The organism is Muricoccus harenae (assembly GCF_009848505.1).
GTDB classification, from domain to species: domain Bacteria; phylum Pseudomonadota; class Alphaproteobacteria; order Acetobacterales; family Acetobacteraceae; genus Roseomonas; species Roseomonas harenae.
The window spans coordinates 147,330-172,167 of record NZ_WWDL01000005.1 but is presented as its reverse complement, the minus strand read 5'-3'; the positions used below and the strand labels follow the sequence as shown (position 1 = coordinate 172,167).

Sequence of the window (24,838 nt, the reverse complement as noted above, 5' to 3'; positions counted from 1 at the left end):
CCGGCAGGGTGCGGAAGATGACCGCACTGTAACGCGGGGGCGGCGTGTTGGTGGCAGCGCGCAGTCGGGCCTTTCGTCCGCTGTGTCGGGCGGTCTATGCTTCTTTTCAGGGAAAACGGATCAAGGAGTTGGACGATGGGCAATATCCCGCGTCGAGGCGTATTCGCTGCAGGGCTTGCGCTGGCGGCACCGCGTATCGCGCTGGCTCAGGAAAGCCAGCAGCTGGCTATCGCGACCGGCACCACGGGCGGCGTGTATTATCCGCTCGGCGGCGCGCTGGCGAACCTCATTTCGCGGCAGCTTCCGGGGGTGTCCTCGACCGTTGAGGTGACGGGCGGGTCGGTGGCGAACCTGCAACTGCTCGGCGCCGGCCGCGTGGCGATGGTGTTCACGCAGGTTGATGCGGCAGTGGATGCGGTGAAGGGCAATGAGCGCTTCCGCGGGCGTCCGGTGCCGGCGCGGGCGATCGCCGTGATCTACACCAACCGCATGCAGGTGGTGACGACGGTGGCCACCGGGATCAAGAGCATTCCCGACATGAGGGGCAAGCGCGTGTCCACCGGTGCGCCTGGTTCGGCGACGGAAGTGATGGCGCTGCGGCTGATCGAGGCCGCCGGGCTGGATCCGGCGAAGGATTTCCGGGCGCGCGAGCGGCTTTCGCCGGCGGAATCCACCAATGCGGTCAAGGACGGGAAGATCGACGCGTATTTCTTCGTCTCCGGCGTGCCGACGAGCGCGGTGACGGACCTTGCGGCGAGCCCAGGCGTGCAGATCCAGATGGTGGATCATGACCAGTACACCGCGAAGATCGTGGAGAAGTACGGGCCGGTCTATTTCAACGAGGTGATCCCGAAGGGGACCTATCCGGGGCAAGAGACGGATAACAAGCAGATGTCGGTAGCGAATGTGATCGCAGTTCGCGAGGACATGCCGGCGGAGATGGTGACGAAGCTGCTGCGCATCACCTGGGACGGCCGCGAGGATCTGGCGCGCACCCATGCGGAGGCGCGGAACTTCAAGCTGGAAGGGCAGAAGACGGCGGCGGCGGGGATTCCCTGGCATCCGGCGGCGGAAGCCTTCTGGCAGGCGGCCGGGGCGAAGCTCGCCTGATGCGGCGCGAGGAGGTGGCGGTTCCCGCTGACGGGCCGCCCGGTGCCGCGCCTGGTTTGGGTGCGGGGCTTCCGCCGGAGGTGGCGCCTGGTTCGCTGGACGCCGCCACCACCGCGCGCGTGGAGGCGTTGATCGAGGAGGAGGAGGGGGCGCAGCACCGCTTCCGGGGCGTGCTCGCCTGGATTGGGACGGCGATCGCACTTGCGATGAGCCTGTTCCACCTTTGGGCGGCCTGGGACATCGTGCCGACGACCACGCTGCGCTTCGTGCATGTGGGCTTCGCGCTGGTGCTGGGCTTCTATCTGTTCCCCGCCTCGCGGCGGTTCCGGCACCGGTTCATGGCCTGGGATGCGGTGCTGATCGCGGCGGGGCTGTATTGCACCTGGTACCTGATCTCGGGTGGCGACGACCTGCAGGATCGGATGATCTTTCCGGAGCCGATGGACATCGCCGTCGGCTGGATGATGGTCGCGCTGGTGCTGGAGGTGACGCGGCGGACGACGGGATGGATCATGCCCTTCGTGGCGGTTGTGTTCGTCATCTATGCCTTCTTCGGGAATTACCTACCCTCGCCCTGGACGCATCAGGGTTATGATTCCGAGCGGCTGATCCCGCATCTGGCGGTGGGGCTGGACGGCATCTTCGGCACGGCGGTGGATGTCTCGGCCACGCTGATCATCCTGTTCACCATCTATGGCGCGATCCTGCAGATGAGCGGGGCGGGGAAGTTCTTCGTGGACTTCTCCTTCTCGGTGATGGGCGGCAAGGCATCCTCCGCGGGGCGGACGGTGGTGCTGTCCTCCTTCCTGCTCGGAGGCCCCTCGGGTTCGGGGGTCGCGACGACCGTGACGCTGGGCACCGTCGCCTGGCCGATGATGAGGAAGGTGGGCTACAGGGCGGCCGATGCGGGCGGGTTGCTGGCGGCGGGCGGGCTGGGCGCGATCATCTCGCCGCCTGTGCTCGGGGCCGCGGCCTTCCTGATCGCCGAGTACCTGAAGATCGGCTATCTCGACGTGCTGCGCATGGCGGTGATCCCCACCTGCCTCTACTACGCCTCGCTGCTGTTCATGGTGGAACTGGACCAGCGGCGGCTCGGCGCCGCGGGCGAGGCGGCGGAGGCGGTGGAATCGACGCCGGCGCGGGAGCTGGTGCGGAAATACGGGTTCCACTTCTCTTCGCTCATCGCGATCGTGGTGTTCATGGTGCTGGGCTACAGCTCCACCCTCGCGGTGCTCTATGCGATGGGCGTCGCGGTGGTGCTGTCCTTCCTGCGGCGGGACACCTCCCTCTATCCGCGCAAGCTGGTGAATGCGCTGGCTTCGGGCGCGGTCCAGGCGGTGGGCATCGCGGCGACCTGCGCCTGCGCGGGCATCATCGTCGGCGTGATCACGCTGACGGGGCTGGGATTGAAGTTCTCCGACATCGCGATCCAGGCGGCAAATGGATCGGTGCTGGGGACGGCGCTGTTCACGGCGCTCATCGTGTGGATCGTCGGCTTGGCGGTGCCGGTGACGGCCAGCTACATCATCTGCGCGGTGGTCGCGGCGCCGGCGCTGACGAAGCTCGGCGTGCCGGATTACGCGGCGCATATGTTCGTCTTCTACTACGCGGTGCTGAGCGAGGTTTCGCCGCCGACGGCGCTCTCGCCCTTCGCGGCCGCCGCGATCACGGGGGCGGGGCCGTATTCGACGACTCTGCAGGCGTGGAAATACACGCTGCCTGCCTTCGTGCTGCCCTTTGTCTTCGTGACCGATCCGGAAGGCGTGGGGCTGCTGCTCTCGCTGACGCCGGAAATGACCTGGCTGGACGTGGCCTGGCAGGTGGCGCTGGCGACGGCCGGGCTCGCGGCGCTTGCGGCGGCTTGCCAGGGGTACTTCCTGCGGGCGCTGAACGTCTTCGAGCGCATCGGCTTCGTCCTCGCGGGGCTGCTGCTGGTGTTCCCGGCGCTGCTGGAAGGCATCGTGCCCTGGCTGCCGGCGCCGCACTGGATCGGCATGGCGCTGGCGGCGGCCTTGATGGCTTTGCAGGGGCGCGGACGGGTGATGGCGTAGCGGGGGCGCCGGAGGCTCTGCCTCCGGACCTCCACCGGGGTGGCGGCGGCCACCCCGGACCCCATGCCGGGTTTCGCGGCGCGGAGCGGAACAGGATGCGCCGATAACATATGGCAGGCCGGTAATCCTTCCTGTAGTGCAACGATAGTTGCCGGGCGGCAGCGCAGCCCATTGCAGGAACTCCGGGATTGAACGGGACGCCGATGGCTGCGGTTCTGATCGTCGGGGCGGGGCCTGTCGGCCTCACCCTTGCCGCCGAGCTTGCGCGGCACGGAACGCGCTGCCGCATCATCGACCGGCTACCGCAGCCCTCCCCCTTTTGCCGGGCCATCGGGGTAACGCCCCGCACCCTGGAGGTGTGGGAGGACATGGGCGTCGCCCGGGAGATGATTGATGCCGGGCTCTGGATCCGGGGGCTCCGCTCGGTCGTCCAGGGGCGGCCGGCGGCGGATACTGTCCTGGATTATTCCTTCCTGCCCTATTCCCATCTCGGGCTGCCGCAATACGAGACGGAGCGCGTGCTCGCGCGGCATCTCGGCCGGCATGGCATCGCAGTCGAACGCGGTGTCGCGCTTACGGGGCTGAGCCAGGACGAGCAGTGCGTCTCGGTCCGGATCGCCCGGGCGGACGGGCCGGAGGAGCAGGCGGCGTTCCGCTACGTCATCGGCTGCGACGGGGCGCATAGCAGCGTGCGCCACGCGCTCGGCATCGGGTTCGAGGGCGATGCCATGCCGATGACCTTCATGCTCGGCGATGTGCGGATCGGCTGGGACCTGCCCTATGGGATGACGCTCCGGGCCTTGCGGCTGAACGAGGGCGCGGCGCCCGACCTGTTCGTCGCGGTGCCGCTACCGGAGCAAGGCCGGTATCGCGTCTCGATGATCGCGCCGCCGGCCCTGGTGCCGACGGGCAGCACGGGGCATGGCATTCAGTCGGAGGCTCAGGGGCCAGATCTGCGGCATCTGCAGGCGGTGGCGGATGACCTGTTGCCGGACCGGCCGGCGCTGTCCGACCTGCGCTGGTCCTCCATCTTCCGCATCAGCATGCGCCTGGCGGAGCGGTACCGGACCGGCCGTGTCTTCATCGCGGGGGATGCGGCGCATATCCATCCGCCCACGGGCGGGCAGGGCATGAACACCGGCATCCAGGATGCGTACAACCTGGCCTGGAAGCTTGCCCTGGTGCTCGACGGTGCCGCGCCCGAGGGCCTGCTGGACAGCTATGAGGCCGAGCGGCGGCCGGTGGGCGCGGAGGTCGTCGCGCGTACCCGGGCGGCGTCCGAGGGCTATGGCCGGGAGGCCGGCGGCCAGCCGGACCGGCTGCAGGACACGCAGATTCCCATCTCCTACCGGGGAACGGGCTGGGTTCGCGACGATAGCGGCGATGCGCTGCTGGCAGCGGGCGACCGCGCACCGGACGCCGACGGGCTGCGGCGCCAGGGGATCGGCTTTCCGCTGCGGCTGTTCGACATGCTGCGGGGTCCGGAGCATGTGCTCATCGCCTATCTTCCCGGTCTCGCACCGGGTGGGCTGGACGAGCTGGCGGGTTTCGCGCGGGAGCTCGGGTCCTGGTCCGGCGGGCGACTGCGGTCCGTGGCTGTCACGGATCGGCCGGATGCGAAGGACCGGCCGGGCCTCGCGGTGTTGCATGACGCGGAAGGCAGTTTTGCCGGGGCCTTTGGCGGGCAGGCGGGGTGCTTCCTCGTGCGGCCGGATGGGCATCTGGGCTGGCGCGGGGGGTTATGGCGGGATGCGGGTTTGCGCGCCCATCTCGGCGGCCTGTTCCTGCCGGCCGGGCAGAAGCCGTTCCCAGGCAGGGCTGCCCCATGAACATCATCGCCAGCTTCGCGCCCTTCATCCTGTTCGCGGTGCTGCTTCATCTCGGCTTCGTGCAGGCGGCGCTCTGGGCGGGTGCCGCCACGGCCTGCGGTTTGATCCTGCGGGACCGGCTGATGCGCGGCCGGTCGGTGAAGGTGCTGGAGGTGGAGACGGCGGTGCTCTTCGCCGGACTTGCGGCCTATACCGCGCTGACCGGGCAGGACTGGACCATCCCGATGGTGCGGCTGGTCGTCGATGGGGGGCTGCTTCTGATCGTGCTGTTCTCGGTGGCGATCGGGCTTCCCTTCACGCTGCAATATGCGCGGGAGGACACGCCGCCCGAAATCTGGGCGCGGCCGGAATTCATCGATGCCAATCGCCGGATCACCCTGGCCTGGGCCGGCGCCTTCGCGGTGCTGACGGCCGCGGATGCGATGATGGCCTTCATGCCCCAGATCCCGCATTGGATCGGCGTGCTGCTCACGGTGGCCGCGCTGTATGGCGCCGTCCAATACACCAGGACCGCCTCCGCCGGCCGCCCCGCCTGATTCTTTCCCCTGCGGGGTCCGGGGTGGCCGCCGCCACCCCGGTGGGGTCCAGGAGCAAAGCCCCTGGGCCGCCTCACATCACGGTCGGCGGCATTCCTCCCGGCCCAGGCCCGATCGGCGGGATATCCGGCCCGATCGGGTCATTGTCCGGGCTGATCGGGTTGTCCGGCGGGATTTCGGGACCGGGCGCCGGCGGCGGGGAGATCGGCTCGGGCACGGGGTTTTCCGGGCCGGGGGCCGGGCCGGGCGCGGGGGACGGGTTGGGGGGCTGGATCTCGGGGGTGTCGGACATGGCCGGGTCTCCTCTGGGAATGGGATGAACGCCCAGAGACCCCGGTTGTTGGGGATGGGCCTCGACTCGGCTGGCGGGCGCGGTTAAGGCGCCGGGCCATGGCCCTTGCTCCGTTGGACGGCGTGCTGGATCGCCTGCCGGAAACGCGCCGGCCGCGGTTGTGGCTTTCCCTGCTCTGTCTGCTGATGTGGGCGCCCGGGCTGTTCTCGCTGCCGGCGGGGGACCGGGACGAGGCGCGTTTCGCGCAGGCCAGCCGGCAGATGGTGGAAAGCGGGGATTATGTCCGCATCCGCAATGGAGAGGTGGAGCGGAACAAGAAGCCGGTCGGGATCCATTGGGCGCAGGCGGGGATCGTCCACACGCTGGAAGCCGTGGGGCTGCCGGCGCGGGGGTGGATCGGGAGCTACCGACTGGCCTCGGCGCTGGGCGCCTGGCTGGCGGTGCTGGCGACCTTTTCGCTGGGGCGGGCGCTGGTGGGACGGCGGGCCGCCTTCCTGGCGGCGGCGATGCTGTCGGCGACGCTGCTGTTGGTGGTCGAGACGCATATCGCCAAGACGGATGCGGCGCTGCTAGCGAGCGTTGTGGCGGCCATGGGGTTGATGGGGCGGGCCTATCTGGCGCCTGGGACCTTCACGGCGCGGGCCGCGCTGGGCTTCTGGCTGGCGCTGGGGGCGGGGGTGCTGCTCAAGGGGCCGATCGCGCCGATGGTGCCGCTGCTGGCCGGGCTGACCCTGTATGGGGTGGATCGCGGGTGGCGGAACGGGGCGCCCTGGCTGCGCGTGCTGCGGCCCGGCTGGGGCGTGCCGCTGATGCTGGCCTGTTCGCTGCCCTGGCTGGTGGCGATCGGGATCGCGACCGAGGGGCGGTTCTTCGCCCAGGCGCTGGGCGACGACATGCTGAACAAGGTTGGCTCGGGCGAGGAGGCGCATTGGGGGCCGCCCGGCTATTACGTGCTGACCTTCGGGATCGCGGCCTTTCCGGGGGCCTTCCTGGTGCTGCGGGGGCTGCCCGGGGCCTGGGCGGCGCGGATGCGGCCCGGAACACGCTTCCTGCTGGCCTGGGCGGCGCCGACCTGGCTGCTGTTCGAGGCGGTGGCGACGAAGCTGCCGCATTACGTGCTGCCGGCCTGGCCGGCGCTGTTCCTGCTGGGCGCGGCCTGGGCCTGCGATCCGCTGCGGCGGGTGGGGCCGCGCTGGCTCGGGTGGCTGGGCTGGGCTGCGCTGTTCGGCACTGGGATCGGGCTGGCGGCTGCGGCTGTGGCACTGCCGGTGGTGGCGGATGGGCGGGTTTCCCCGGTCGGGCTGCTGGCGGTGCCGGTAGTGGGGGTGCTGCTCTGGGCCGTGTGGCGTGCGGCGCGGATCGGGGAATGGGCGCGGGCCGGGCTGGTGGCCGTGCTGCTGGCCGTGCCGCTGTACTGGGTGGTGCTGGGCGGCGTGCTGCCGCATCTGGTGGCGCCCTGGGTCTCGCCGCGCATCGCCGCGCTGGTGGCGGCCGAGGGGGTTCCGGCGGAGCGCTTCGGGATCGCGGGTTTCCATGAGCCCTCCGTTGTGTTCGAGGTGGGGACGGCGACGCGGCTGCTGACCAATGGGGCGGAGGCCGCGCGCTTCCTGGCCGGGGCACCGGACCGGGTGGTGGCCGTGGAGGGGCGCGAGGTAGCGCGGTTCCAGGGCGAGGCCGACATGCTCGGGCTTCGGGCGCGGGCGGTGGGCCGCACCGAAGGCTTCAACTATGTTCGCGGGCGGCGCGTCGCCGTCACCTTGTTCCGGGCTTCCTGACACCATGCTCCAGATGATCGCCGATGTGATGGCGGCCACCGGCACCTTCGGCATCTTCCTGCTGATGCTGGCGGAGAATATTTTCCCGCCTATTCCCTCCGAGGCGATCATGCCCGTGGCGGGCTTCGCCGCCGCGCAGGGGCAGCTGGATCCGCTGGCGGTGTTCCTGGCGGGAACTGCGGGCGCCGTGCTGGGCAATGCGGCCTGGTACGAGCTGGCACGGGCCGTGGGGCAGGAGCGGATCGAGCGGCTGGCGGACCGGTTCGGGCGCTATGTCGGCGTGATCGGGGAGGATGTGCGTGAGGCGGCGGATGTGCTGCGGCGCTGGGGGAGCTGGGCGGTTTTCCTGTGCCGCTTCCTGCCGGGGCCGCGCACGCTGATCTCGGTGCCGGCCGGAATCGTGCGGATGAACCGCTGGATCTTCTATGTGGCGACGAGTGTCGGCACGGCGGGTTGGACCGCCTTCCTGATGGCCGCCGGCTGGTGGCTGGAAGGGCAGTGGGAGGCGATCAACCACTGGATGGAGCCGCTGGCGATCGCGGTCGTGGCGGCGGTGCTGCTGATCTATGTGTGGCACCTGTGGCGGACGCGGCACCGGTGGCGCCGGGGTGCGCGGCTTCCCGAGGTGGGCGACCGCTAGGCCTTGCCACCGGCTCCGGGGGCCGGCTTCTCCGGCTCGGTCCCGGGACTCTTGGCGGGTGGCTCGCCGGTCCATTCGTCGGTGATCAGCGACTGCGCCTCGCTGAGCCTGTCCAGCTCCCGGGCGGAGGGTGGCCGGGGCATGTAGGCCTCGGAGGCCTGCTCCTGGGTGAAATCGGCCTTCGGGCCTTCCGGCGGTCGGGCAGCCATCTCGAAGTCCTCCGTCATTGCGCGTCCCTGGGCTTGGCGCGTCCCTGGGGTTGGCGCGTATCTGGGACGTGCCGGGAGAACGTGCCGGCTGGGTGAAGGTTCGTCCCACGTCTTGCCGGCGTGGCCTCGCTTCCGGCCAACCATCCGTCGCGCGGGTTCCGGAACAACCCTAGGCGGCGCAACCCTCTCCCGCGCGCATCCCCTGTGCGGCGCGGCGCGGCTGGTGCTAGAGGGCCGCCCTCCCGGCCTGTCGAAGGCCGGGGCAGGCATCATGACCGCGTTCGCGCCGGTCCGGGACAAAGGGGCAGGCCGCGCATGGCGGGACAGGGTGGCGGGCATCGTGGGCGGAACCGCAAGCCGAAGGGGCGGCCGCTGGATGGGTGGCTGATCATCGACAAGCCCACCGGCATGGGGTCCACCGATGTCGTGACCAAGCTGAAGCGGGCCTTCGACGCGCAGAAGGTGGGCCATGGCGGGACGTTGGACCCGCTGGCCACCGGGCTCCTGCCGATCGCCTTCGGGGCGGCGACCAAGGCGGTGCCCTATGTCATGGACAGCACCAAGGTCTACCGCTTCACGTTGAAGATGGGCGACGAGCGGGATTCGGACGACGCGGACGGAAAGACCATCGCGACCTCCGACCACCGGCCGACGAATGAGGAGCTGGAGGCGGCGCTGCCGGCCTTCCGGGGCGACATCATGCAGGTGCCGCCGATCTATTCCGCGATCAAGATCGGGGGCGAGCGCGCCTATGACCTGGCGCGCGAGGGGCAGGTGGTGGAGCTGCAGCCCCGGCCGGCGCGGGTGGACCGCTTCGATCTGGTGGAGCGGGTGGATGCCGACACCGCCATCTTCCATGTGCAGAGCGGCAAGGGCGTGTACATGCGGTCCCTCGCGCGGGACCTGGCGCGGGCGGCGGGGACGGTGGGGCATATCGCGGCGCTGCGGCGGCTGCGGGTCGGGCCCTTCCGCGAGGAGCACGCGATTCCGCTGGACAGCCTGATCGTTACGGGGGATACCCGGCCTCCTTCCCCGGCGCTTCTGCTGCCGGTGACGACCGCGCTGGACGACATCCCGGCACTGGCCGTTACCGAAGCGGAGGCCGCTCGGCTGTCATTTGGCCAGGAATTGTCCCTGGTCGAGTTCATGGGCCGGGTTCCGCAGGCTGCCAACCCCGATGGCGGGTTGGTCCGTGTGCTGGTGGGGGAGCGCCTGATGGGATTGTGCAGGCTTGGGGAGGGGTTGCTCCGTCCCGAGCGTTGGCTCGCCCGCGGCGGATCCTGAACCCTTCTCCCTAGGACATCCCGATGTCGATGATCACTCCGGAGCGCCGCACGGCGCTCATCAAGGAATACGCGACCGCTCCCGGCGACACCGGTTCGCCCGAAGTGCAGGTCGCCCTGCTCTCCGAGCGCATTTCGTCGCTGACCGAGCACATGAAGGCCCATCCGAAGGACTTCCACTCCCGGCGCGGCCTGCTCGTGCTCGTTGGCCAGCGCCGCGGGCTGCTGGACTATGTGAAGCGGAAGAACCAGCAGCGCTACGAGAGCCTGATCGGGCGTCTGGGTCTGCGCCGCTAAGGTGACGCCGGGAGGGCACTGCCTTCCCGGATCGCTTGGTTGCGAAAAGGGGTCTTCGGCCTGCGCCGGAGACCCCTTTTTCGTGGCTGGAGCCCTACGGGATCAGCGGGAAGTGCACGGTGATGCTGGTGCCGCGCTCTGGCGTTCCGCGCTCGATCTCGCCGCCAAGCTGCTGGGCGAGGAGGCGCAGGAGGTCGAGCCCCTGCCCGCCGCCGGCCTTTCGCTCCTCCGGGGCTGGGGCATCGGTGCCGCGGCCGTCGTCGGAGACAGTGAGCGCTGCCTCGGCCTTCGCCTCATCGACATGGAGCGAGATCCGCACCGCGCCTTCCTCGCCTTCCGGATAGGCGTGCTTGACAGCGTTGGTGACCAGCTCGTTCACCACCAGGCCCGCGGCGACGGCCTTGTCGAAGGGCAGCATGCAGTCTTCGAGATCGGCTTCGAAAACCACCCTGTCGTCCAGGCTCAGTTCCAGGCTGCCGAGGAGGGCCTGCAGGTAGCCCGCGAGGTTGGTGCCGGTTCCGTCCCCCATCCCGCCGCCTTCCGTGCCCGAGAGGCGGTCCTGCGCCAGGGCGATGGCGGTGACGCGTTGCATCAGGGTTCCCAGCCGGTCGGCGGCGCGGGTGTCCTGCTGGGCGCTCGCGGTCCGCCTCTCGCGGCCCAGCAGGGAGACAACGAGGCCGAGATTGTTCTTGGCCCGGTGCTGAAGCTCGCGAAGGAGGATTGCCCGGCGCTCGGCGCGTACCGCCACCTCGGCCGCCGCGGCCTCCGCCTGCGCGGCAGCCTGGTGGCGCTGCAGGGTGCCCGCGACGAGCGATGCCATGGTCTCAAGAAACTCGATGTCGAGCTCGTCGAAGTGGCCGGGCTGTTCGCTATCGGCCTCCAGCGTGCCCCAGATGATGCCGTCGAAGCGGATGGGCACGTTCAGGAGCGCGACGAGGCCGTGCTCGGCGAAAGTCGGATGAATACGGAACTCCGGATGGCCGCGGATGTCGTCGATCAGCACCGGCTGGCCGGTCTGCAGGGCGCGGCCCGGAGGGGAGGCGGTGTCGATGCCGAAGCGGGCCTTGCCGACCACGCCCGGGCGCCAGCCAACCCCGGCCTCGGCGAGCAGGTCGCCGTGCTCGGTGCGGTAGCGCATGATCTTGGTGTGGGCGACGCCCGTGGCGCGGGCGGCCTGGGCGGTGGCGCGCTGGAGCAGCGGCTTCACCTCCAGGTCTTCGAGCGCGATGCGCCCGAAGTCCCGTAGGATGCGCTGGTGGAGGCGGAGGCGCCGGACTTCCGCCGCGAGGTCGGTGCCGGCCGGGGAGTCACGGTGAGATTTCGTGGCCATGGCGCCACAACGGGCCGGGCGCCGAATGTTTGCGGCCTTCGGCGTCCGGTGACGCGCTCGCGGATACGGCCGGCCCATGGTGAAGGGCTCGGGTGAGGAGGGGTTGAAGGCGCGACGTCACCCGGGGTGGAGTGCCGGTTACTGCCCCTCAGCGCCCGAGCGTTCTCCGCTCAGATGCGCCTACCTCAAACGCCCTGGCCTCAAACGCCCTGGCCTGTTGTCTGCGGCGAGAATGCGCGCGCCCGGGCGGCCCCGTCCTGCGGCGGACCGTTCCGGGACGCGGCGGCTTGCATTCCGATCGCGCTACCCCGGGCCGAGGGTGCGGGATAGGTAAGGCGCCACAGCGTCCCGTTATGGCCCGTCAGCGAAACCTGCCCCCCGATCTGGCGTGCGAGCGCGGTTGCGAGGGAGAGGCCGGCACCCCTTGGATTGGCGGGCATCGGGTCCGGGAGGCCGATACCATCGTCCTGGATGGTGAGTTCCCCTTCCTTCTCCTCCGTCGGAGCGCGGAAGGCGAGCCGCAGATGGCCGCGCCTGCCCTGGGGGAAGCCGTGCTTCAGGGCATTCGCCAGGGCTTCGGCCGCCGCGAGGCCGAGAGGCACGGCCGTGTTCAGGTCCACGAGGTCCTCGCATGGGGCAACCTCGATCGCCACCTGACCGGACATGCCGTAGCTGGACGCGGTCGCCGCGGCGAGCGAGCCCAGATATTCGGCCAGATTGATGCCGCTGGTGTCCTGGCCACCGTAAAGCTGGTCGTGCACGAGGCTCATGGCCTTGATGCGCCTGAGGGTCTCGGCGAAGGCCTCGCGTCCGGCGGGATCGGATGACTGCCTCGCCCTCAGCTGGATGAGGGCGGCGACGACCTGAAGGTTGTTCTTGACCCGGTGGTGGACCTCCTTGAGGAGGATGTCCTTCTCGACGACGGCTTTGCGGAGATCCGCGGTCCGCTGCTCCACGCGCAGCTCGAGTTCGGCATTGGCCCGCGCGAGCGCTTCCTTGGCCTGCTTGACCGAACTGCTCTCGATCATGGCCCATGTCGCACGGCGGCGCGCCAGGGCGAATTCGTGGTTCTGCACGACGTCGAGGACGCCACCTGCATCGCAGCGGAGCGTGCAGTAGCTGCAGAGCGTGAGGATGCGCTGATTGCAGAAGCAGTCATTCACCTTCTCCTCGTATTCGGCGAAGGATTCCCAGTCATCCGCCTCGAGGAAGTAGGTGTTGCCGGTGACGCGCATGCCGGCATAGCCCTGGGCCAGGGCCTCGTCCTTCCGCTGCAGCCAGCCGGCGATGACGGCATCGGCGCCCATCTTGCCGCCACCCGAATGGTACCAGCGGTCGTGGTCCAGGATCTCGATGTCGCCCCGCGCGAGCCGCCGGTCCAGGTCCGGCACGGCGTTGCGCAAGGCGTCGGTCGCCTCCGTGGCGCGTAGCGGCTGGGCGGTGACCCACATGCACCGCTCTCCCCCATCGAGCCCGGCCTTGAAATAGGGCACCAGCGTGCTCACGAGGTCGTCGGCGGTCTCGTAGAACTGGCAGAAATGCGTGCCCCAGCCCACCCGGCCGACCGCTTCGATGCCGCTGTTGACGTCGTCAGGCATGGGGACTCCCCCTCCGGAACTCATGGCGATTGGTCATCGGGAGGCCACGCGTTCGGATGAGGGCATTCTGTACGTCAAAGCGGCACCGCCGGGGATGAGAATGTCTTGAGGCCCGCAAAGAGATCTTTGTGACCGCGGCGCGTTCTACGCCTCGTCGCGGGCTCCTGTCGATGATGCCATGGCGCCGGGCGGGCGGTTGGGCGAGGCTGCCGCGGATCGGCCCAGCGGTCTCAGCCGGGCGGTCTCAGCCGGGCGGTCCCTCAGGATATTGCGGCAGGCCGTCATCGAGCCTGAGCCAGGGTTGCTTGCTGAAGGTCCAGATGTGCTCGGTGGGCTGGAAGGCTTCCGGCGTGTCGAGGCTGCCGAAGGTGAGGCCCATGAAGCCCATGCTTGCGCGCTCGGCGAAGAGGGTGGTGCCGCATTGCGTGCAGAAGCCGCGCTTCAGATCGGGCGAAGAGGCCGCGCGGCCAATCGGGCCGGTGAGTTCCACCGCCTCGCGCCGCATCAGCACGCGGGCGTTGAAGGCCGCGCCGATGGCCTTCTGGCAGAGGCGGCAATGGCAGACGCGGATGTTGAGCGGCGCGCCCCGCGCCCTGTAGCGCGAGGCCCCGCAAAGGCACCCGCCCTCGAACACCTCGCGCATATGCATCACCTCAAACAGCTGGTGGAGTCCGGGAGGCGGCGCCTCCTGGGACCGTGTTTCTCAGCTCGGCTCGACCACGCCGCGCAGGGCGTCGATGACACGGTCCGTCACCTGCTGGAAGCCGGGCCCGTCCAGATAGCCGTCCATGGCGCCGGTGCGCTGGAGGAAGTTGTGCCAGACTGGGCTTTGCATGCCGCGGCGGAAGCGGTCGTGCAGGCTGGCATAGGCTTCGTCGGACAGGCCGGCGGGGGCGCAGAGGCCTTTCATGTTCTCGGCCACCACCTCCCAGCCCAGTTCGCGGATGGTGGGGACATCGGGGAAGTTGGGCAGGCGCTGCTCGGAGGCGACGGCCAGGGGGCGGACATCGCCCGAGGCCACGACGCCGGCCATTTCCTCGGGCGCGAGGACGGCGAGTTCCACGGTCTTCGAGAGCAGCGCCTGGAGGGATGGGGCGCCACCGGTGAAGGGAGCGTGCAGCAGCTCGATCCCGGCCTTCTGGGACAGCAGCACGAAGACCGCGTGATAGATCGAGCCGATGCCGGATGAGGCGTGGGAGACGGTGCCGGGCTTCGCCTTCGCTTCGGCCACGACGGATTTCAGGTCCCGGAAGCGGCTGTCGCGATGGGCGACGATCAGCAGGGGCTGGCGCGTCAGGCGGATGATGGCGCGGAAGGAGCGCTTGGGATCGTAGGGCAGCTTGCGGAATGCGGGGAGCGAGGTGCTTTCGCTGCCGCCGCCGACCAGCAGGTTCAGCCCGTCCGGCGGAAGTCCGGCCACATGTTCGGCCGCGATGGCGCCGCCCGCGCCGGGGCGGTTGATGACCACCAGCGGCGCCGGGAAGAAGGGGGAGGCGGCCTCGGCGATAGCGCGGGCGGCAAGGTCGGCGCCGCCGCCGGGGGCGAAGCCGACGATGATCTGGATGGGGCGCGTGGGTTCCCAGGCGGCCTTCGCGCCGTGCCAGGGAGCGGTGGCCGCCATCGCGGCCGTGCCGGCCAGAATCTGCCTGCGTCCGAACATCGTTTCCTCGTTTTGCCTGCGTTTGGGACGAGCTTAGGGCCCGCCACCGCCGGTGGACAACCGGACCGGACCGGGCTTGGCTGGCGGCACCGAGGAGACGCCATGCCCAAGACACCCGAATTCGCCACGCCGCCCGGCGCAGTGGATTGCCATATGCACATCTACGGGCCGGCGGAACGCTATCCCGTGGCCCCCACCAACCCTTCGCCCGTGCCGCATGACTATGACCTGGCGGCCTATCGGGCGGTGCAGGCGCAGCTTGGCCTGTCGCGGACGGTGGTGGTGCAGCCCACGGCCTATGGGGCGGATAATGCCTGCACGCTGGATGCGGTCGCGGCGCTGGGCCTGGACGCGGCGCGAGCGGTGGTGGTGGTGACGCCCGAGACGCCGGCGGCGGAGCTGCGGCGGCTGCATGCCGCGGGGGCGCGCGGGGCGCGGGCCTTCCTGCTGAAGGGCGGGGTGGTGCCCTGGGAGCGGCTTCATGCGCTGGCGGCGCATGTGGAGCCGCTGGGATGGCATGTGCAGCTGCAGTTCGACGGCGGGGAGATGGAAGAGCGCGAGGCGCTGATCCGCAACCTGCCCTGCCCCGTGGTGATCGACCATGTCGGGCGCTTCCATGACCCGGTGCTACCCGAGGCGCCGGCGGTGCAGGCGCTGCTGCGGCTGGTGCAGACCGGGCGGGTCTGGGTGAAGCTGTCCTCGCCCTATGGCGTGTCGCGCAGCGGGCCGCCGGACTATGCGGATGTGGCGGCGGTGGCGCGGGCCTTGGTCAAGGCGGCGCCGGAGCGGATGGTCTGGGGGTCCAACTGGCCGCATCCCAATGCGCCGGAGCCGAAGCCGGACGTGGCGCCGCTGCTGGATTTGATGGGGCTTTGGGCGCCGGATGAAGCCACGCGCCACGCCATTCTCGTGACGAATCCGGCGCGGCTCTACGACTTCTGATATCGCCGGGCCTGTGAAGTGATCCTGCGCCCGCCCGAGCGGGCCGAAAGGCGGCGGGGCAGGCTGCACACCGGCCAGCGCGAAAGGGCGTGCCGCTGCGGGCGCGTTGCGATGGGCGGGTGCGCTTAACCTCGAAGACCGCGCTCGGCGCGCTCGCGCACGGCGCTGGTGCAGGTTTCGGCCTTCATGCGGTCCTTCGCCGCACCAGGCACATCGGCCAGCCGCCGCTGGGTTGCCGATGCCTCGGCCCATGCAGCTGCTCGCCGGGCCTGCGTCATGCCGGCCGAGGTGAACGCATCGTCCTCTGGGCGCGGTTCAATGCGCCTCGGCCCATGAATGCCCCGTCCCGATCTCGACCGCGAGCGGCACTGCCAGGCTGGCGACATTCTCCATGATCCCGCGCACGACCGGCTTTGTGGCTTCCACCTCCGCCTCGGGCACTTCGAAGACCAACTCGTCATGCACCTGGAGGAGCATGCGGGCGCGCAGCCCTGCCTCGCGCAGGGCGGAGGGGAGGCGGACCATGGCGCGCTTGATCACCTCGGCCGCGCCGCCCTGGAAGGGGGCGTTGATGGCCGCGCGCTCGGCATTGCCGCGCAGCCCCTGGTTCTTCGAGGCGATCTCGGGGATCCAGAGCTTCCGGCCGAAGGGGGTTTCGACATAGCCGTTGGTGCGGGCGTCTTCCTTGAAGCGCTCCATGGCGTCGCGGATGCCCGGATACTGGGCGAAATAGGCGTCGATGATGCCGCGTGCCTCGGCGGGGCCGATGCCGAGGCGGCCGGCCAGGCCAAAGGCGGACATGCCGTAGATGATGCCGAAATTGATGGTCTTGGCGCGGCGTCGCGCCTCGCGGTCCACCTGGTCCAGCGGGATGCGGTAGATGTCCGAGGCCGTGCGCGCGTGGATGTCCTGGCCGGTGGCGAAGGCCTCCAGCAGGGCGGGCACCTGGGCGACATGGGCCAGGAGACGCAGCTCGATCTGGGAGTAGTCGGCCGCCAGCAGCAGGTGGCCCGGCTCGGCCACGAAGGCGCGGCGGATGCGCACGCCTTCCTCGGTGCGGATGGGGATGTTCTGGAGGTTGGGCTCGGTGGAGGAAAGGCGGCCGGTGCTGGTTATGGCCATGGAGAAATCGGTGTGGATACGGCCATCCGACGCAAGCTGCGCCTGAAGGCCTTCCACATAGGTGGAATTCAGCTTCGACAGCAGGCGCCAGTCCAGCACCTTGCGGGGCAGCGGGTGGCCGGTGCTGGCGGCGAGTTCCTCAAGTGTCGCGGCATCGGTGGAATAGGCGCCGGACTTGCCCTTGCGGCCGCCCTGCAGGCCCATCTCGCCAAACAGGATGTCGCCGAGCTGCTTGGGTGAGCCCACCGCGAAGGGACGGCCGGCGATCTCGTGGATTTCCTTCTCCAGCGCGGCCATGCGCTCGGAGAATTCGGCGCCGGTCTGCTTGAGGGCGGGGCCGTCCACCTTGATGCCCGCGATCTCCATGTCCCGCAGGACGGTGATCATGCGGCGCTCGACCTGCTCGTAGAGCGCCAGCGCCTTGTCGGTGCGGAGACGCGGCTTGAGCGCCTGCCAGAGGCGCAGCGTGACGTCGGCATCCTCGGCGGCATAGGCAGTTGCCATGTCCAGCGGGACCTGCGCGAAGGGCTTGCGCGTGCGGCCTGTGCCCGTGACCTCGTCATAGGTGATGGGCTGGTGGGAGAGGTGACGGCGCGACAGCTCGTCCATGCCGTGCCCGTGGCGGCCGGCATCGAGGCTGTAGGAGATCATCATGGTGTCGTCGACAGGAGACACCTCCAGCGCGCCATTCGCCTCGCGGCCGAGGACCTCGAGATCGTATTTCGCGTTGTGCAGGATCTTGAGGACGGACGGGTCCGCGAGGAGCGGGCGCAGGACCTCGATGGTGGAATCGAAGGGCAGCTGCTCGGGCGCGGGGGTGAGCATGTCCGTGCCTTCGTGGCGCAGCGGGAGATAGGCGGCCTTTCCGGGCGCCACTGCCATGCAGACGCCAACGAGGGAGGCGTTCAGCGCGTCGAGGCTCGTCGTCTCGGTGTCGAGCGCCATGATGCCGGATGCACGCGCGGCATTGGCGAAGGCGTGCAGCGCGTCGATGGTGGTGATGGTCTCGTAGGGGCCGAAGGGGGCGCCCTCGGCGGGCAGGTCCAGCGCCGTGGGAGCGGGGGCAGGGCCGGCGGGGCGCGAGACCGGGGTTTCGCCATTGGCGTCGAGGCCCAGCCGGTGCTGGACGCTGCGGAAGCCGTGGGACTTCAGGAAGGCGATGAGCTTGCCTGTATCCGGCGCGCGGGTGAGCAACTCCTCCATCGGGCAGGGAAGCGGCGTGTTGCGGTCCAGCTCCACCAGCTTGCGGGAGATGCGGGCCTTCTCGGCGTTTTCTTCGAGGGCCTGGCGGCGCTTGGGCTGCTTGATCTCAGAGAGGCGGGAGAGGAGCGTCTCGACATCGCCATATTGCTCGATGAGCTGGGCGGCGGTCTTGATGCCGATGCCGGGGACGCCGGGGATGTTGTCGGTGGAATCGCCGGCGAGCGCCTGCACCTCCACCACCTTGGAGGGCGGCACGCCGAACTTCTCCATCACCTCGGCGGCGTGGATGGGCTTCTGCTTGATGGGGTCCAGCATGCGGATGTTGCCATCCACCAGCTGCATCAGGTCCTTGTCGGAGGAGACGATGGTGACGTTGCCGCCATCCTTCGCGAATTCGGTGGCATAGGCGGCGATCAGGTCGTCGGCCTCGTAGCCGTCCAGCTCCACGCGGGCGACGCAGAAGGCGTCGGTCGCCTCGCGGATCAGGCCGAATTGCGGGATCAGCTCTGGCGGGGCCTCGGGGCGGTGGGCCTTGTACTCGGCGTAGATCTGGTTGCGGAACGTGGAGCGCGAGGCGTCGAACACCACCGCGATATGGCTGCCGGCATGCTTGGACAGGAAGTTGGCCAGCATCTGGGTGAAGCCGAAGACGGCGTTCACCGGCACGCCGGCCGGGTTGGTCATCGGCGGCAGCGCGTGGAAAGCGCGGAAGATGTAGCCGGAGCCGTCCACCAGGATGAGGTGGCGGTCCGGGTTCACCTCCGCGGTGATGGGATCGGCGACGGGGGCCTTGTCGGCTGCCTCGTCGGCGCTCGCGCGCTCGCTGGACATGGTTTCGGTGATGCCCGTGCTCTTAATGATGGCCGTCGTCGCCGGTGCCGGGGGCGAGGTGATAGGTGCGGGAGCAATAGGGGCAGGTGATCTCCTCGCCCTCAATCCGCAGCCAGATGCCGGGATGGCCGAGGGCGACGCTGCCGCCATCGCAGAAGACATGGCGGGAGGTGACCTGGATCACCTCCTCGGCCGTCACGCCTTGGACGCGGTTGGGGGTGTAGCCGGTGAAGTCGGGATCGCGCATCGGGGCCTGGTTTCTCTGGAGGGATCGCGGGGGTGGTCCGGCCGGAAGATAGGCGCGGGGCGGCGATCCGGCCAGCTTTGGCAAGCAAGCTCTGGTGCGTAGGGGGCCGACTGCCGGCGGCGAAGATCCGGACCATTAAACCGGGCGTCTATAACCTCCAGCATTGTGGCCGCCGCGAAAGGCGGTCTTATGTGCCGCCGCCGACGAGGGCGGGAAAGCTGCGCCGAGCGCCGGGGCGCCTGTCTGCCCATGGTACCGGCCGGATCGCACCGGCCAGGGCAGGCGCATCACCCAACGGCCGGAATGCAAGGACCCCCCCCCCCGTGAGTAACCGATCAGCCTTTTCGACGGATCCGAAGCCAGCTCGGGAGAAAGAGCTGTTCGAAATCCTTGTCGAGAGCTCGACCGATTTCGCGATCTTCACCGTGGCGCCCGATGGAACGGCGACGAGCTGGAACATCAGTGCGGAGAGGGTGTTCGGTTATGCGGAGGGCGAGATCGTCGGGTCGAGCGCTGATGTGATCTACACCCCGGAGGACCGGGCGGCCGGCGTCCACGAGGCCGAGCGGGTGGAGGCCGGGCGGACGGGCCGCGCCGAGGACGAGCGCTGGCACCGGCGGAAGGACGGCACGCGCTTCTGGGCCTCGGGGGTGATGATGCCGCTCCGGAGCCCCGGCGAGGGGTTCGTGAAGATCGTGCGTGACCGCACCGAGCACCACCGGGCGGAAGAGGCGCTGCGGGAAAGGGAGGAGCGGTTCCGGCTGCTGGCCACCAGCGTTCCGCAACTCGTGTTCCGGACGGCCCCCGATGGCGGGCGGAGCTGGGCCAGCCCGCAATGGATCGACTTCACCGGGTTGGGCCCGGAGGAGAGCCTTGGGCATGGCTGGCTGGAGGCGATCCATCCCGACGAGCGGATGGCGACGCTGGAGCGATGGGGCGAGGCCGTGGAGACGGGCGAATACTACCTGGAACACCGCGTCCGGCGGGCCAGGGATGGCGAATACCGGTGGCACCAGACCCGCGCCCGGCCGGTGGATCCGGCGCAGGGCGCCGCGAGCGAGTGGGTCGGCACGATGACGGATATCCACGAGCTGCGCGGGCTGCAGGACCGGCAGGAGGTGCTGGTGGCGGAGTTGCAGCACCGGACGCGGAACCTGCTGGCGGTGGTGCAGTCAATCACGAGCCAGACGATCCGGAAGGCGGCATCGCTGGAGGAGTTCCAAACCGAGTTCGAGGGGCGGCTGCGGGCGCTGGGGCGGGTGCAGGGGCTGCTGGCGCGGTTGGACCACCATGGTATCGACCTGCACATGCTGCTGGAGGCCGAGCTTCGCGCGCATGGCGACGGCGCGCTCGAATCCGGCAAGATCAGCGTGGATGGGCCGCCGGTTGCGCTGCCGGCCATCTCGGCCCAGGCGCTCGGGCTGGCGCTGCACGAGCTTGCCACCAATGCGGTGAAATACGGCGCGCTGGGGCAGGGGACCGGCCGTCTGTCAGTGCGCTGGAACATCGAGAGGGGAGGTGCCGAGCCCGTCGTTTCGCTGGAATGGCGCGAGAGCGGGGTGACCCTGCCCGGGGCCGGGCTGCCCATGCGGAAGGGTTATGGCAGCGAACTGATCGAACGCGCGCTGCCTTATCAGCTGCGGGCCAGGACGAGCCTGGAATTCGGTCCGGATGGCGTGCGCTGCGCCATTGCGGTGCCCGTGGGCCTGAACGGTGCGGGTCCGGGGCATGGATGATGGGACACGGAACGCGCTTCGCGGGCGGCGGCTGCTGATCGTGGAGGACGACTACATGGTCGCGCTGGAGCTGGTGCGGTCGCTTGAGGAGCAGGGGGTGGAGGTGCTCGGCCCGGTGGGCTCGGTGGAGGATGCGCTGGCCCTGGTGGAGCAGGAAGGCGCGCGGATGGATGGCGCGGTGCTCGATATCAACCTGCGGAACAAGCGGGTCTATCCGGTGGCGGAGGCGCTCGCCGCCCGCGGCGTGCCCTTCATCTTCGCGACTGGCTACGACGCGCTGGTGATCCCGGAGGCCTATGCCCACGTGCCACGCTGCGAGAAGCCTCTGGACAAGGCGCTGCTCGCGCGGGTGCTCGCCAGGGTGCACTGATCCCCGCACGCTTGCCGCAAGGAAAAGATGTGGCCCAGGGGAATTCCTTCGTTCCCCGTCTGCTCCTGTGACCAAAGGCCGCGCTCGACGTTCCGTCCCGGTCCTCTAGCCATGTGGAGACCATGTCGGACCCCATCGCACCCCGCCCCGACCCCTCCCGGGTTGCGGGGCTTTCCGCGTCCAGCCTTTCCGCCGGGGTGGCGGCGGCGGGGGCGCCCGTGAGCGGGCCCGGGATCCTCTATGCCGGTATCGCGCTGGTGGCGGTGCTGTATTTCACGCGGGAATTGCTGGTGCCGCTGGCCCTGGCGGTGCTGCTGGCCTTTGTGCTGGCGCCGGTGGTGCGGGGATTCCGCAAGGTGGGCGTGCCGCGTGTGGCGTCCGAAATCCTGGGGGTGCTGCTGGCGGTGGGCGTGATCTCGGGCGTCGGCGCGCTGATGGGGCGGCAGCTGGCGGACCTGGCGAACGAGCTGCCCTATTACCAGTCGACGGTGATGCGGAAGCTGGACGGGGTGTTCAGCGACGAGGGGCTGGTCGGGCATGTCTCGGGGATGCTGCAGGAGCTGGGCAAGAGCCTGGCCCAGCGGAGCGAAACCCCTTCCCCCACCGCGCCCGCGGCCGGGCTGCCCCCGCTGCCAGTGGAGGTGCGGGAGCCGACGCCGGGGGTGCTGACGGTGATGCAGCGGGTGGTCGGACCGCTGCTGGGGCCGGTGGCCACCACGGGCATTGTGATCGTCTTCGTGGTGTTCCTGTTGCTGTACCGGGAGGATTTGCGGGATCGGCTGATCAAGCTGATGGGCTCGCGCGACCTGCAGAGGACGACGGCGGCGCTGAACGAGGCGGCGTCCCGCCTCTCGCGCTACTTCCTGGCGCAGACTGCGCTGAATACCGGCTTTGGGCTGATGATCACGGTCGGGCTCTGGGCGATCGGGATTCCCAATCCGCTGCTCTGGGGCGTGATCGCGGGACTGATGCGCTTCGTGCCCTTCATCGGCGGCTTCATCGCGGCGGCCTTCCCGGTGCTGCTGGCCATCGCGGTGGATCCGGGCTGGACCATGCTGATCTGGGTGGTGCTGCTGTTCGGCGTGGCGGAGCCGGTGATGGCGCAGGTGCTGGAGCCGATGGTCTACGGGCATTCCACCGGGCTTTCGCCGGTTGCCGTGCTGCTGGCCACGGCCTTCTGGGCCTGGCTCTGGGGCCCGATCGGGCTGCTGCTGGCGACGCCGCTGACGGTGGGGCTGGTGGTGCTGGGCCGGCATGTGGACCGGCTGGAGTTCCTGGATGTGATGCTGGGGGACCGCGCGGCGCTGGCTCCGCCCGAAGCCTTCTACCAGCGGGCACTGGCCGGGGACGGGGACGGGTTGGCGGAGCAGGCGGAGCTGCAACTGCGGACGCTGCCGCTGCAGGGCTACTACGACACGGTGGCGCTGCCGGGGCTCGCCCTGGCGCAGGGGGATGCCGCCCGCGGGGCGCTGAACAGGGCGCGGCTGGACGTGCTGCGGACGCGGGTGGACGGGCTGCTGGACGACCTCTCGGACCATGAGGACGCGGAGGCGCTGGTAGCGGACGGGCCGGTGGAGCCTGAGGACAACAAGGCCGTGGAGCCGCTTCCGGATTCGGAGCTGCCGCCGGATTGGGAGGCGCCGGGCGCGGTGCTTTGCGTGGCCGGGCGGGGGCGGCTGGACGAGCAGGCGACAGCGATGCTGGCCCAGGTGCTGGCGATGAAGGGGTTTGGCACGCGGGTTCTGCCCAATGACGCGCTGCGCGGGGCGTCAAAGGTGCCCGAGGGGGCGTCGGAGGGGGTGCGGGCGGTGGTGCTGTCGGCACTGGATGGCGGCGGCGGGGCGGCGAGCGTGCGCTATGCCATGCGGCGATTGCGGCGACGCTTTCCCGAAGCGGTGCTGGTGGCAGGCGTGTGGGGCGCGGAGCGCGACAACCCGGTGCTGGCGGCGTTGCGGGAGGAGGGAGGTGGACTTTGCGAGGCGCGGTCGCTGCGGGATGCGGTGGTGTGCCTGGTCGAGGCCGCGACGGAACCCAAGACGGCAGCCGGGGCGGAGGTTCAGGCGGCGGGCGGCTGAAGTTTATTGGCGCGGGTGTGGAATGCACAGCCCGCATCCAAATTCCACGTGAAATCCTTCGAATGCCGCATTAATTCACGGGAGTTCGCGTGGGAACGGCCTTGCCGCCGCGCATCGGGAGATTTCCGCCATGTCCGCCTCCACCTATGTCGACGCCGCGCCGCTGCCGAAGCCGCCGGGTGTCCAGGCTGTGGCCGCGCTGGGTGCGGCGTTGCTTCTTCTGCTCGGCATGGCCTGGATCGGGCAGGCGGTGAGCGCGCGGCAGGCGGCGCTCTACCTGCTCGGCGGCGCGCTGGGGCTGGTGCTGTACCATGCGGCCTTCGGCTTCACCTCGGCGTGGCGGGTGTTCATCGCGGACCGGCGCGGCGAGGGGCTGCGGGCGCAGATGCTGATGCTCGCCATCGCGGTGCTGCTGTTCTTCCCGGTGCTGTCGGCCGGCACATTGTTCGGCCAGCCGGTGCAGGGGCTGGTGGCGCCGGTGGGCGTTTCCGTCATCGTCGGCGCCTTCCTGTTCGGCATCGGGATGCAGCTCGGCGGCGGCTGCGCCTCGGGCACGCTCTACACGGCGGGCGGCGGGTCGGTGCGGATGGTGCTGACGCTGCTGGCCTTCGTGGCGGGCTCGACCCTGGGGGCGGCGCATCTGCACTGGTGGGCGGCGCTGCCGCATCTGCCGCCGATCTCGCTCGTCTCGGCCTGGGGCGTGGGGCCGGCGCTGATGGCGAACCTGGCGGTCTTCGCACTGATCGCAGCGGGGACGGTGGTGCTGGAGCGGCGGCGGCATGGGCGGCTGGTGACGGGGGCGACGCCCTCGCGTTCGGGCCTGCCACGGCTGCTGCGCGGGCCCTGGCCGATCCTGGCCGGGGCGGTGGCGCTGGCGGTGCTGAATTTCGTGACGCTTGCCCTGGCGGGGCGGCCCTGGGGGATCACCTCGGCCTTCGCGCTCTGGGGTTCCAAGGCGGCGATGGCGATGGGCGTCGACGTGGCGAGCTGGCCCTTCTGGTCCAGCCCGGCGCAGCAGGCGGCGCTGCATGGCAGCGTGCTGCGGGACGTCACCTCGGTGATGGATATCGGGATCATCGTCGGTGCGCTGCTGGCGGCGGCGCTGGCCGGGCGCTACGCGCCGAACTTCCGCGTACCGCTGCGTTCCGCCGTTGCGGCGGTGGTGGGCGGGCTGATCCTCGGCTACGGGGCGCGGCTGGCCTATGGCTGCAATATCGGCGCGTATTTCTCGGGCATCGCCTCGGGCAGCCTGCATGGCTGGGTGTGGATGGTGGCGGCCTTCTTCGGCAACGTGCTGGGCACGCAGTTCCGGCCCTTCTTCGGGCTGGAGGTGGAGCGGGTGCCGCGGCAGACGGGCTGCTGAGCCACTCCGGGCCGGGTTCGCGGGGTTTCCGGCCCGGCCTTTCGAGCGCGGGGCATATCTCGGCCGCCTCGGGCGTTGATACCGCATCGGATCGGGCATCCGGCCGGGGAGACGAATCATGAGCGGGACGAATAACGACACGACGAAGGACTGCCCGGAAGGCACGCCGCCCGGGGAGGACTGCCACACCGCCGGGGGCGCGCCGAAGGACCAGGCGCATCTGGATGCGGGCGACGGGACGCTGACCGGCTCGGTGCCGGCGGGGCTCAGCTCGCGGGAGCTGCGCGAGGTCGCGGAGAGCGACAAGACGGACAACAGCGGCACGAGCTGAGCGCGCGA

General features: G+C 69.9%; 22 protein-coding genes. 14 read left to right on the top strand and 8 right to left on the bottom strand.

From position 1 onward, the window contains the following. Nucleotides 1–135 precede the first annotated feature (135 nt). From GSE44_RS06220 to GSE44_RS06205, 4 genes are all read left to right on the top strand, one after another. Complete coding sequence (locus GSE44_RS06220) at nucleotides 136–1,110, top strand: TAXI family TRAP transporter solute-binding subunit (RefSeq protein ID WP_159347924.1); 975 nt, start codon at nucleotides 136–138, stop codon at nucleotides 1,108–1,110. After that, nucleotides 1,110–3,161, top strand: a complete 2,052-nt coding sequence (locus GSE44_RS06215) for a TRAP transporter permease (RefSeq protein WP_159347923.1) — start codon at nucleotides 1,110–1,112, stop codon at nucleotides 3,159–3,161. The genes GSE44_RS06220 and GSE44_RS06215 overlap by 1 nt, the downstream gene beginning before the upstream one ends. A 188-nt stretch (nucleotides 3,162–3,349) precedes the next feature. Further along, nucleotides 3,350–4,990: an FAD-dependent monooxygenase gene (locus tag GSE44_RS06210; protein WP_201305952.1), complete on the top strand. Its 1,641-nt coding sequence runs from the start codon at nucleotides 3,350–3,352 to the stop codon at nucleotides 4,988–4,990. Next, nucleotides 4,987–5,526, top strand: a complete 540-nt coding sequence (locus GSE44_RS06205; RefSeq protein WP_159347922.1) for a hypothetical protein — start codon at nucleotides 4,987–4,989, stop codon at nucleotides 5,524–5,526. Before GSE44_RS06210 ends, GSE44_RS06205 begins: the two co-directional genes overlap by 4 nt. Before the next feature lie 73 nt (nucleotides 5,527–5,599). Here GSE44_RS06205 and GSE44_RS06200 read toward each other — a convergent pair whose 3' ends face one another. Further along, on the bottom strand, nucleotides 5,600–5,818 hold the full coding sequence (locus GSE44_RS06200; RefSeq protein WP_159347921.1) for a hypothetical protein: 219 nt from the start codon (nucleotides 5,816–5,818) through the stop codon (nucleotides 5,600–5,602). A 98-nt stretch (nucleotides 5,819–5,916) separates the two neighbouring features. Here GSE44_RS06200 and GSE44_RS06195 point away from each other — a divergent pair, with 98 nt between their 5' ends. Continuing rightward, nucleotides 5,917–7,593, top strand: coding sequence for an ArnT family glycosyltransferase (locus GSE44_RS06195; protein ID WP_235924587.1), 1,677 nt, complete (start codon nucleotides 5,917–5,919; stop codon nucleotides 7,591–7,593). A 4-nt stretch (nucleotides 7,594–7,597) separates the two neighbouring features. Next, a complete protein-coding gene (locus GSE44_RS06190; RefSeq protein WP_159347920.1) occupies nucleotides 7,598–8,233 on the top strand; it encodes a DedA family protein in 636 nt (211 codons plus the stop codon). Here the strand turns inward: GSE44_RS06190 and GSE44_RS06185 are convergent. Beyond that, nucleotides 8,230–8,460 carry a hypothetical protein gene (locus GSE44_RS06185; RefSeq protein WP_159347919.1) on the bottom strand — a complete coding sequence of 77 codons (231 nt, stop codon included), beginning with the start codon at nucleotides 8,458–8,460 and terminating at the stop codon, nucleotides 8,230–8,232. The two genes, GSE44_RS06190 and GSE44_RS06185, sit on opposite strands and share 4 nt — an antisense overlap. 297 nt (nucleotides 8,461–8,757) lie before the next feature. Between GSE44_RS06185 and truB the strand changes: the two genes are divergently transcribed. Together truB and rpsO are read left to right on the top strand one after the other, a co-directional pair. Next, nucleotides 8,758–9,726: a tRNA pseudouridine(55) synthase TruB gene (gene truB, locus GSE44_RS06180; protein ID WP_159347918.1), complete on the top strand. Its 969-nt coding sequence runs from the start codon at nucleotides 8,758–8,760 to the stop codon at nucleotides 9,724–9,726. Between the two features lie 29 nt (nucleotides 9,727–9,755). Next, on the top strand, nucleotides 9,756–10,022 hold the full coding sequence (gene rpsO / locus GSE44_RS06175; protein ID WP_235924592.1) for a 30S ribosomal protein S15: 267 nt from the start codon (nucleotides 9,756–9,758) through the stop codon (nucleotides 10,020–10,022). A 94-nt stretch (nucleotides 10,023–10,116) separates the two neighbouring features. Here the strand turns inward: rpsO and GSE44_RS06170 are convergent, their stop codons facing one another. The 4 genes from GSE44_RS06170 to GSE44_RS06155 all read right to left on the bottom strand — a co-directional run bounded on the left by GSE44_RS06170 (nucleotide 10,117) and on the right by GSE44_RS06155 (nucleotide 14,610). Further along, entirely contained in the window at nucleotides 10,117–11,352 is a 1,236-nt protein-coding gene (locus GSE44_RS06170; RefSeq protein WP_159347916.1) for a sensor histidine kinase, read from the bottom strand. Between the two features lie 200 nt (nucleotides 11,353–11,552). Next, the gene (locus GSE44_RS06165; protein WP_159347915.1) at nucleotides 11,553–12,950 is read right to left on the bottom strand and encodes an MEDS domain-containing protein; all 1,398 of its coding nucleotides are present in this window, start codon (nucleotides 12,948–12,950) and stop codon (nucleotides 11,553–11,555) included. Nucleotides 12,951–13,194: 244 nt separating this feature from the next. Further along, nucleotides 13,195–13,593, bottom strand: coding sequence for a GFA family protein (locus GSE44_RS06160; protein ID WP_159347914.1), 399 nt, complete (start codon nucleotides 13,591–13,593; stop codon nucleotides 13,195–13,197). 60 nt (nucleotides 13,594–13,653) lie between these two features. Continuing rightward, nucleotides 13,654–14,610, bottom strand: coding sequence for a Bug family tripartite tricarboxylate transporter substrate binding protein (locus tag GSE44_RS06155; protein ID WP_159347913.1), 957 nt, complete (start codon nucleotides 14,608–14,610; stop codon nucleotides 13,654–13,656). 102 nt (nucleotides 14,611–14,712) lie between these two features. On the opposite strand from GSE44_RS06155, the gene GSE44_RS06150 reads away from it, so the two are divergent. After that, entirely contained in the window at nucleotides 14,713–15,552 is an 840-nt protein-coding gene (locus GSE44_RS06150) for an amidohydrolase family protein (protein WP_159347912.1), read from the top strand. 315 nt (nucleotides 15,553–15,867) lie between these two features. Here the strand turns inward: GSE44_RS06150 and polA are convergent, their stop codons facing one another. Both polA and GSE44_RS06140 read right to left on the bottom strand, forming a co-directional pair. Continuing rightward, nucleotides 15,868–18,636: a DNA polymerase I gene (gene polA / locus GSE44_RS06145; protein ID WP_408015092.1), complete on the bottom strand. Its 2,769-nt coding sequence runs from the start codon at nucleotides 18,634–18,636 to the stop codon at nucleotides 15,868–15,870. Nucleotides 18,637–18,730: 94 nt separating this feature from the next. Next, nucleotides 18,731–18,955 (bottom strand): zinc-finger domain-containing protein, encoded by a 225-nt coding sequence (locus GSE44_RS06140; protein ID WP_159347910.1) that lies wholly within the window; start codon nucleotides 18,953–18,955, stop codon nucleotides 18,731–18,733. A gap of 323 nt (nucleotides 18,956–19,278) precedes the next feature. On the opposite strand from GSE44_RS06140, the gene GSE44_RS06135 reads away from it, so the two are divergent. The 5 genes from GSE44_RS06135 (at nucleotide 19,279) to GSE44_RS06115 (ending at nucleotide 24,830) form a co-directional block, all read left to right on the top strand. Then, the gene (locus GSE44_RS06135; RefSeq protein ID WP_159347909.1) at nucleotides 19,279–20,691 is read left to right on the top strand and encodes a sensor histidine kinase; all 1,413 of its coding nucleotides are present in this window, start codon (nucleotides 19,279–19,281) and stop codon (nucleotides 20,689–20,691) included. Continuing rightward, the gene (locus GSE44_RS06130; RefSeq protein WP_159347908.1) at nucleotides 20,684–21,061 is read left to right on the top strand and encodes a response regulator; all 378 of its coding nucleotides are present in this window, start codon (nucleotides 20,684–20,686) and stop codon (nucleotides 21,059–21,061) included. The genes GSE44_RS06135 and GSE44_RS06130 overlap by 8 nt, the downstream gene beginning before the upstream one ends. Before the next feature lie 122 nt (nucleotides 21,062–21,183). Continuing rightward, on the top strand, nucleotides 21,184–23,136 hold the full coding sequence (locus tag GSE44_RS06125; protein ID WP_159347907.1) for an AI-2E family transporter: 1,953 nt from the start codon (nucleotides 21,184–21,186) through the stop codon (nucleotides 23,134–23,136). A gap of 130 nt (nucleotides 23,137–23,266) precedes the next feature. After that, the gene (locus tag GSE44_RS06120; RefSeq protein ID WP_159347906.1) at nucleotides 23,267–24,499 is read left to right on the top strand and encodes a YeeE/YedE family protein; all 1,233 of its coding nucleotides are present in this window, start codon (nucleotides 23,267–23,269) and stop codon (nucleotides 24,497–24,499) included. A gap of 118 nt (nucleotides 24,500–24,617) precedes the next feature. Further along, complete coding sequence (locus GSE44_RS06115) at nucleotides 24,618–24,830, top strand: hypothetical protein (RefSeq protein WP_159347905.1); 213 nt, start codon at nucleotides 24,618–24,620, stop codon at nucleotides 24,828–24,830. Nucleotides 24,831–24,838: the final 8 nt, after the last annotated feature.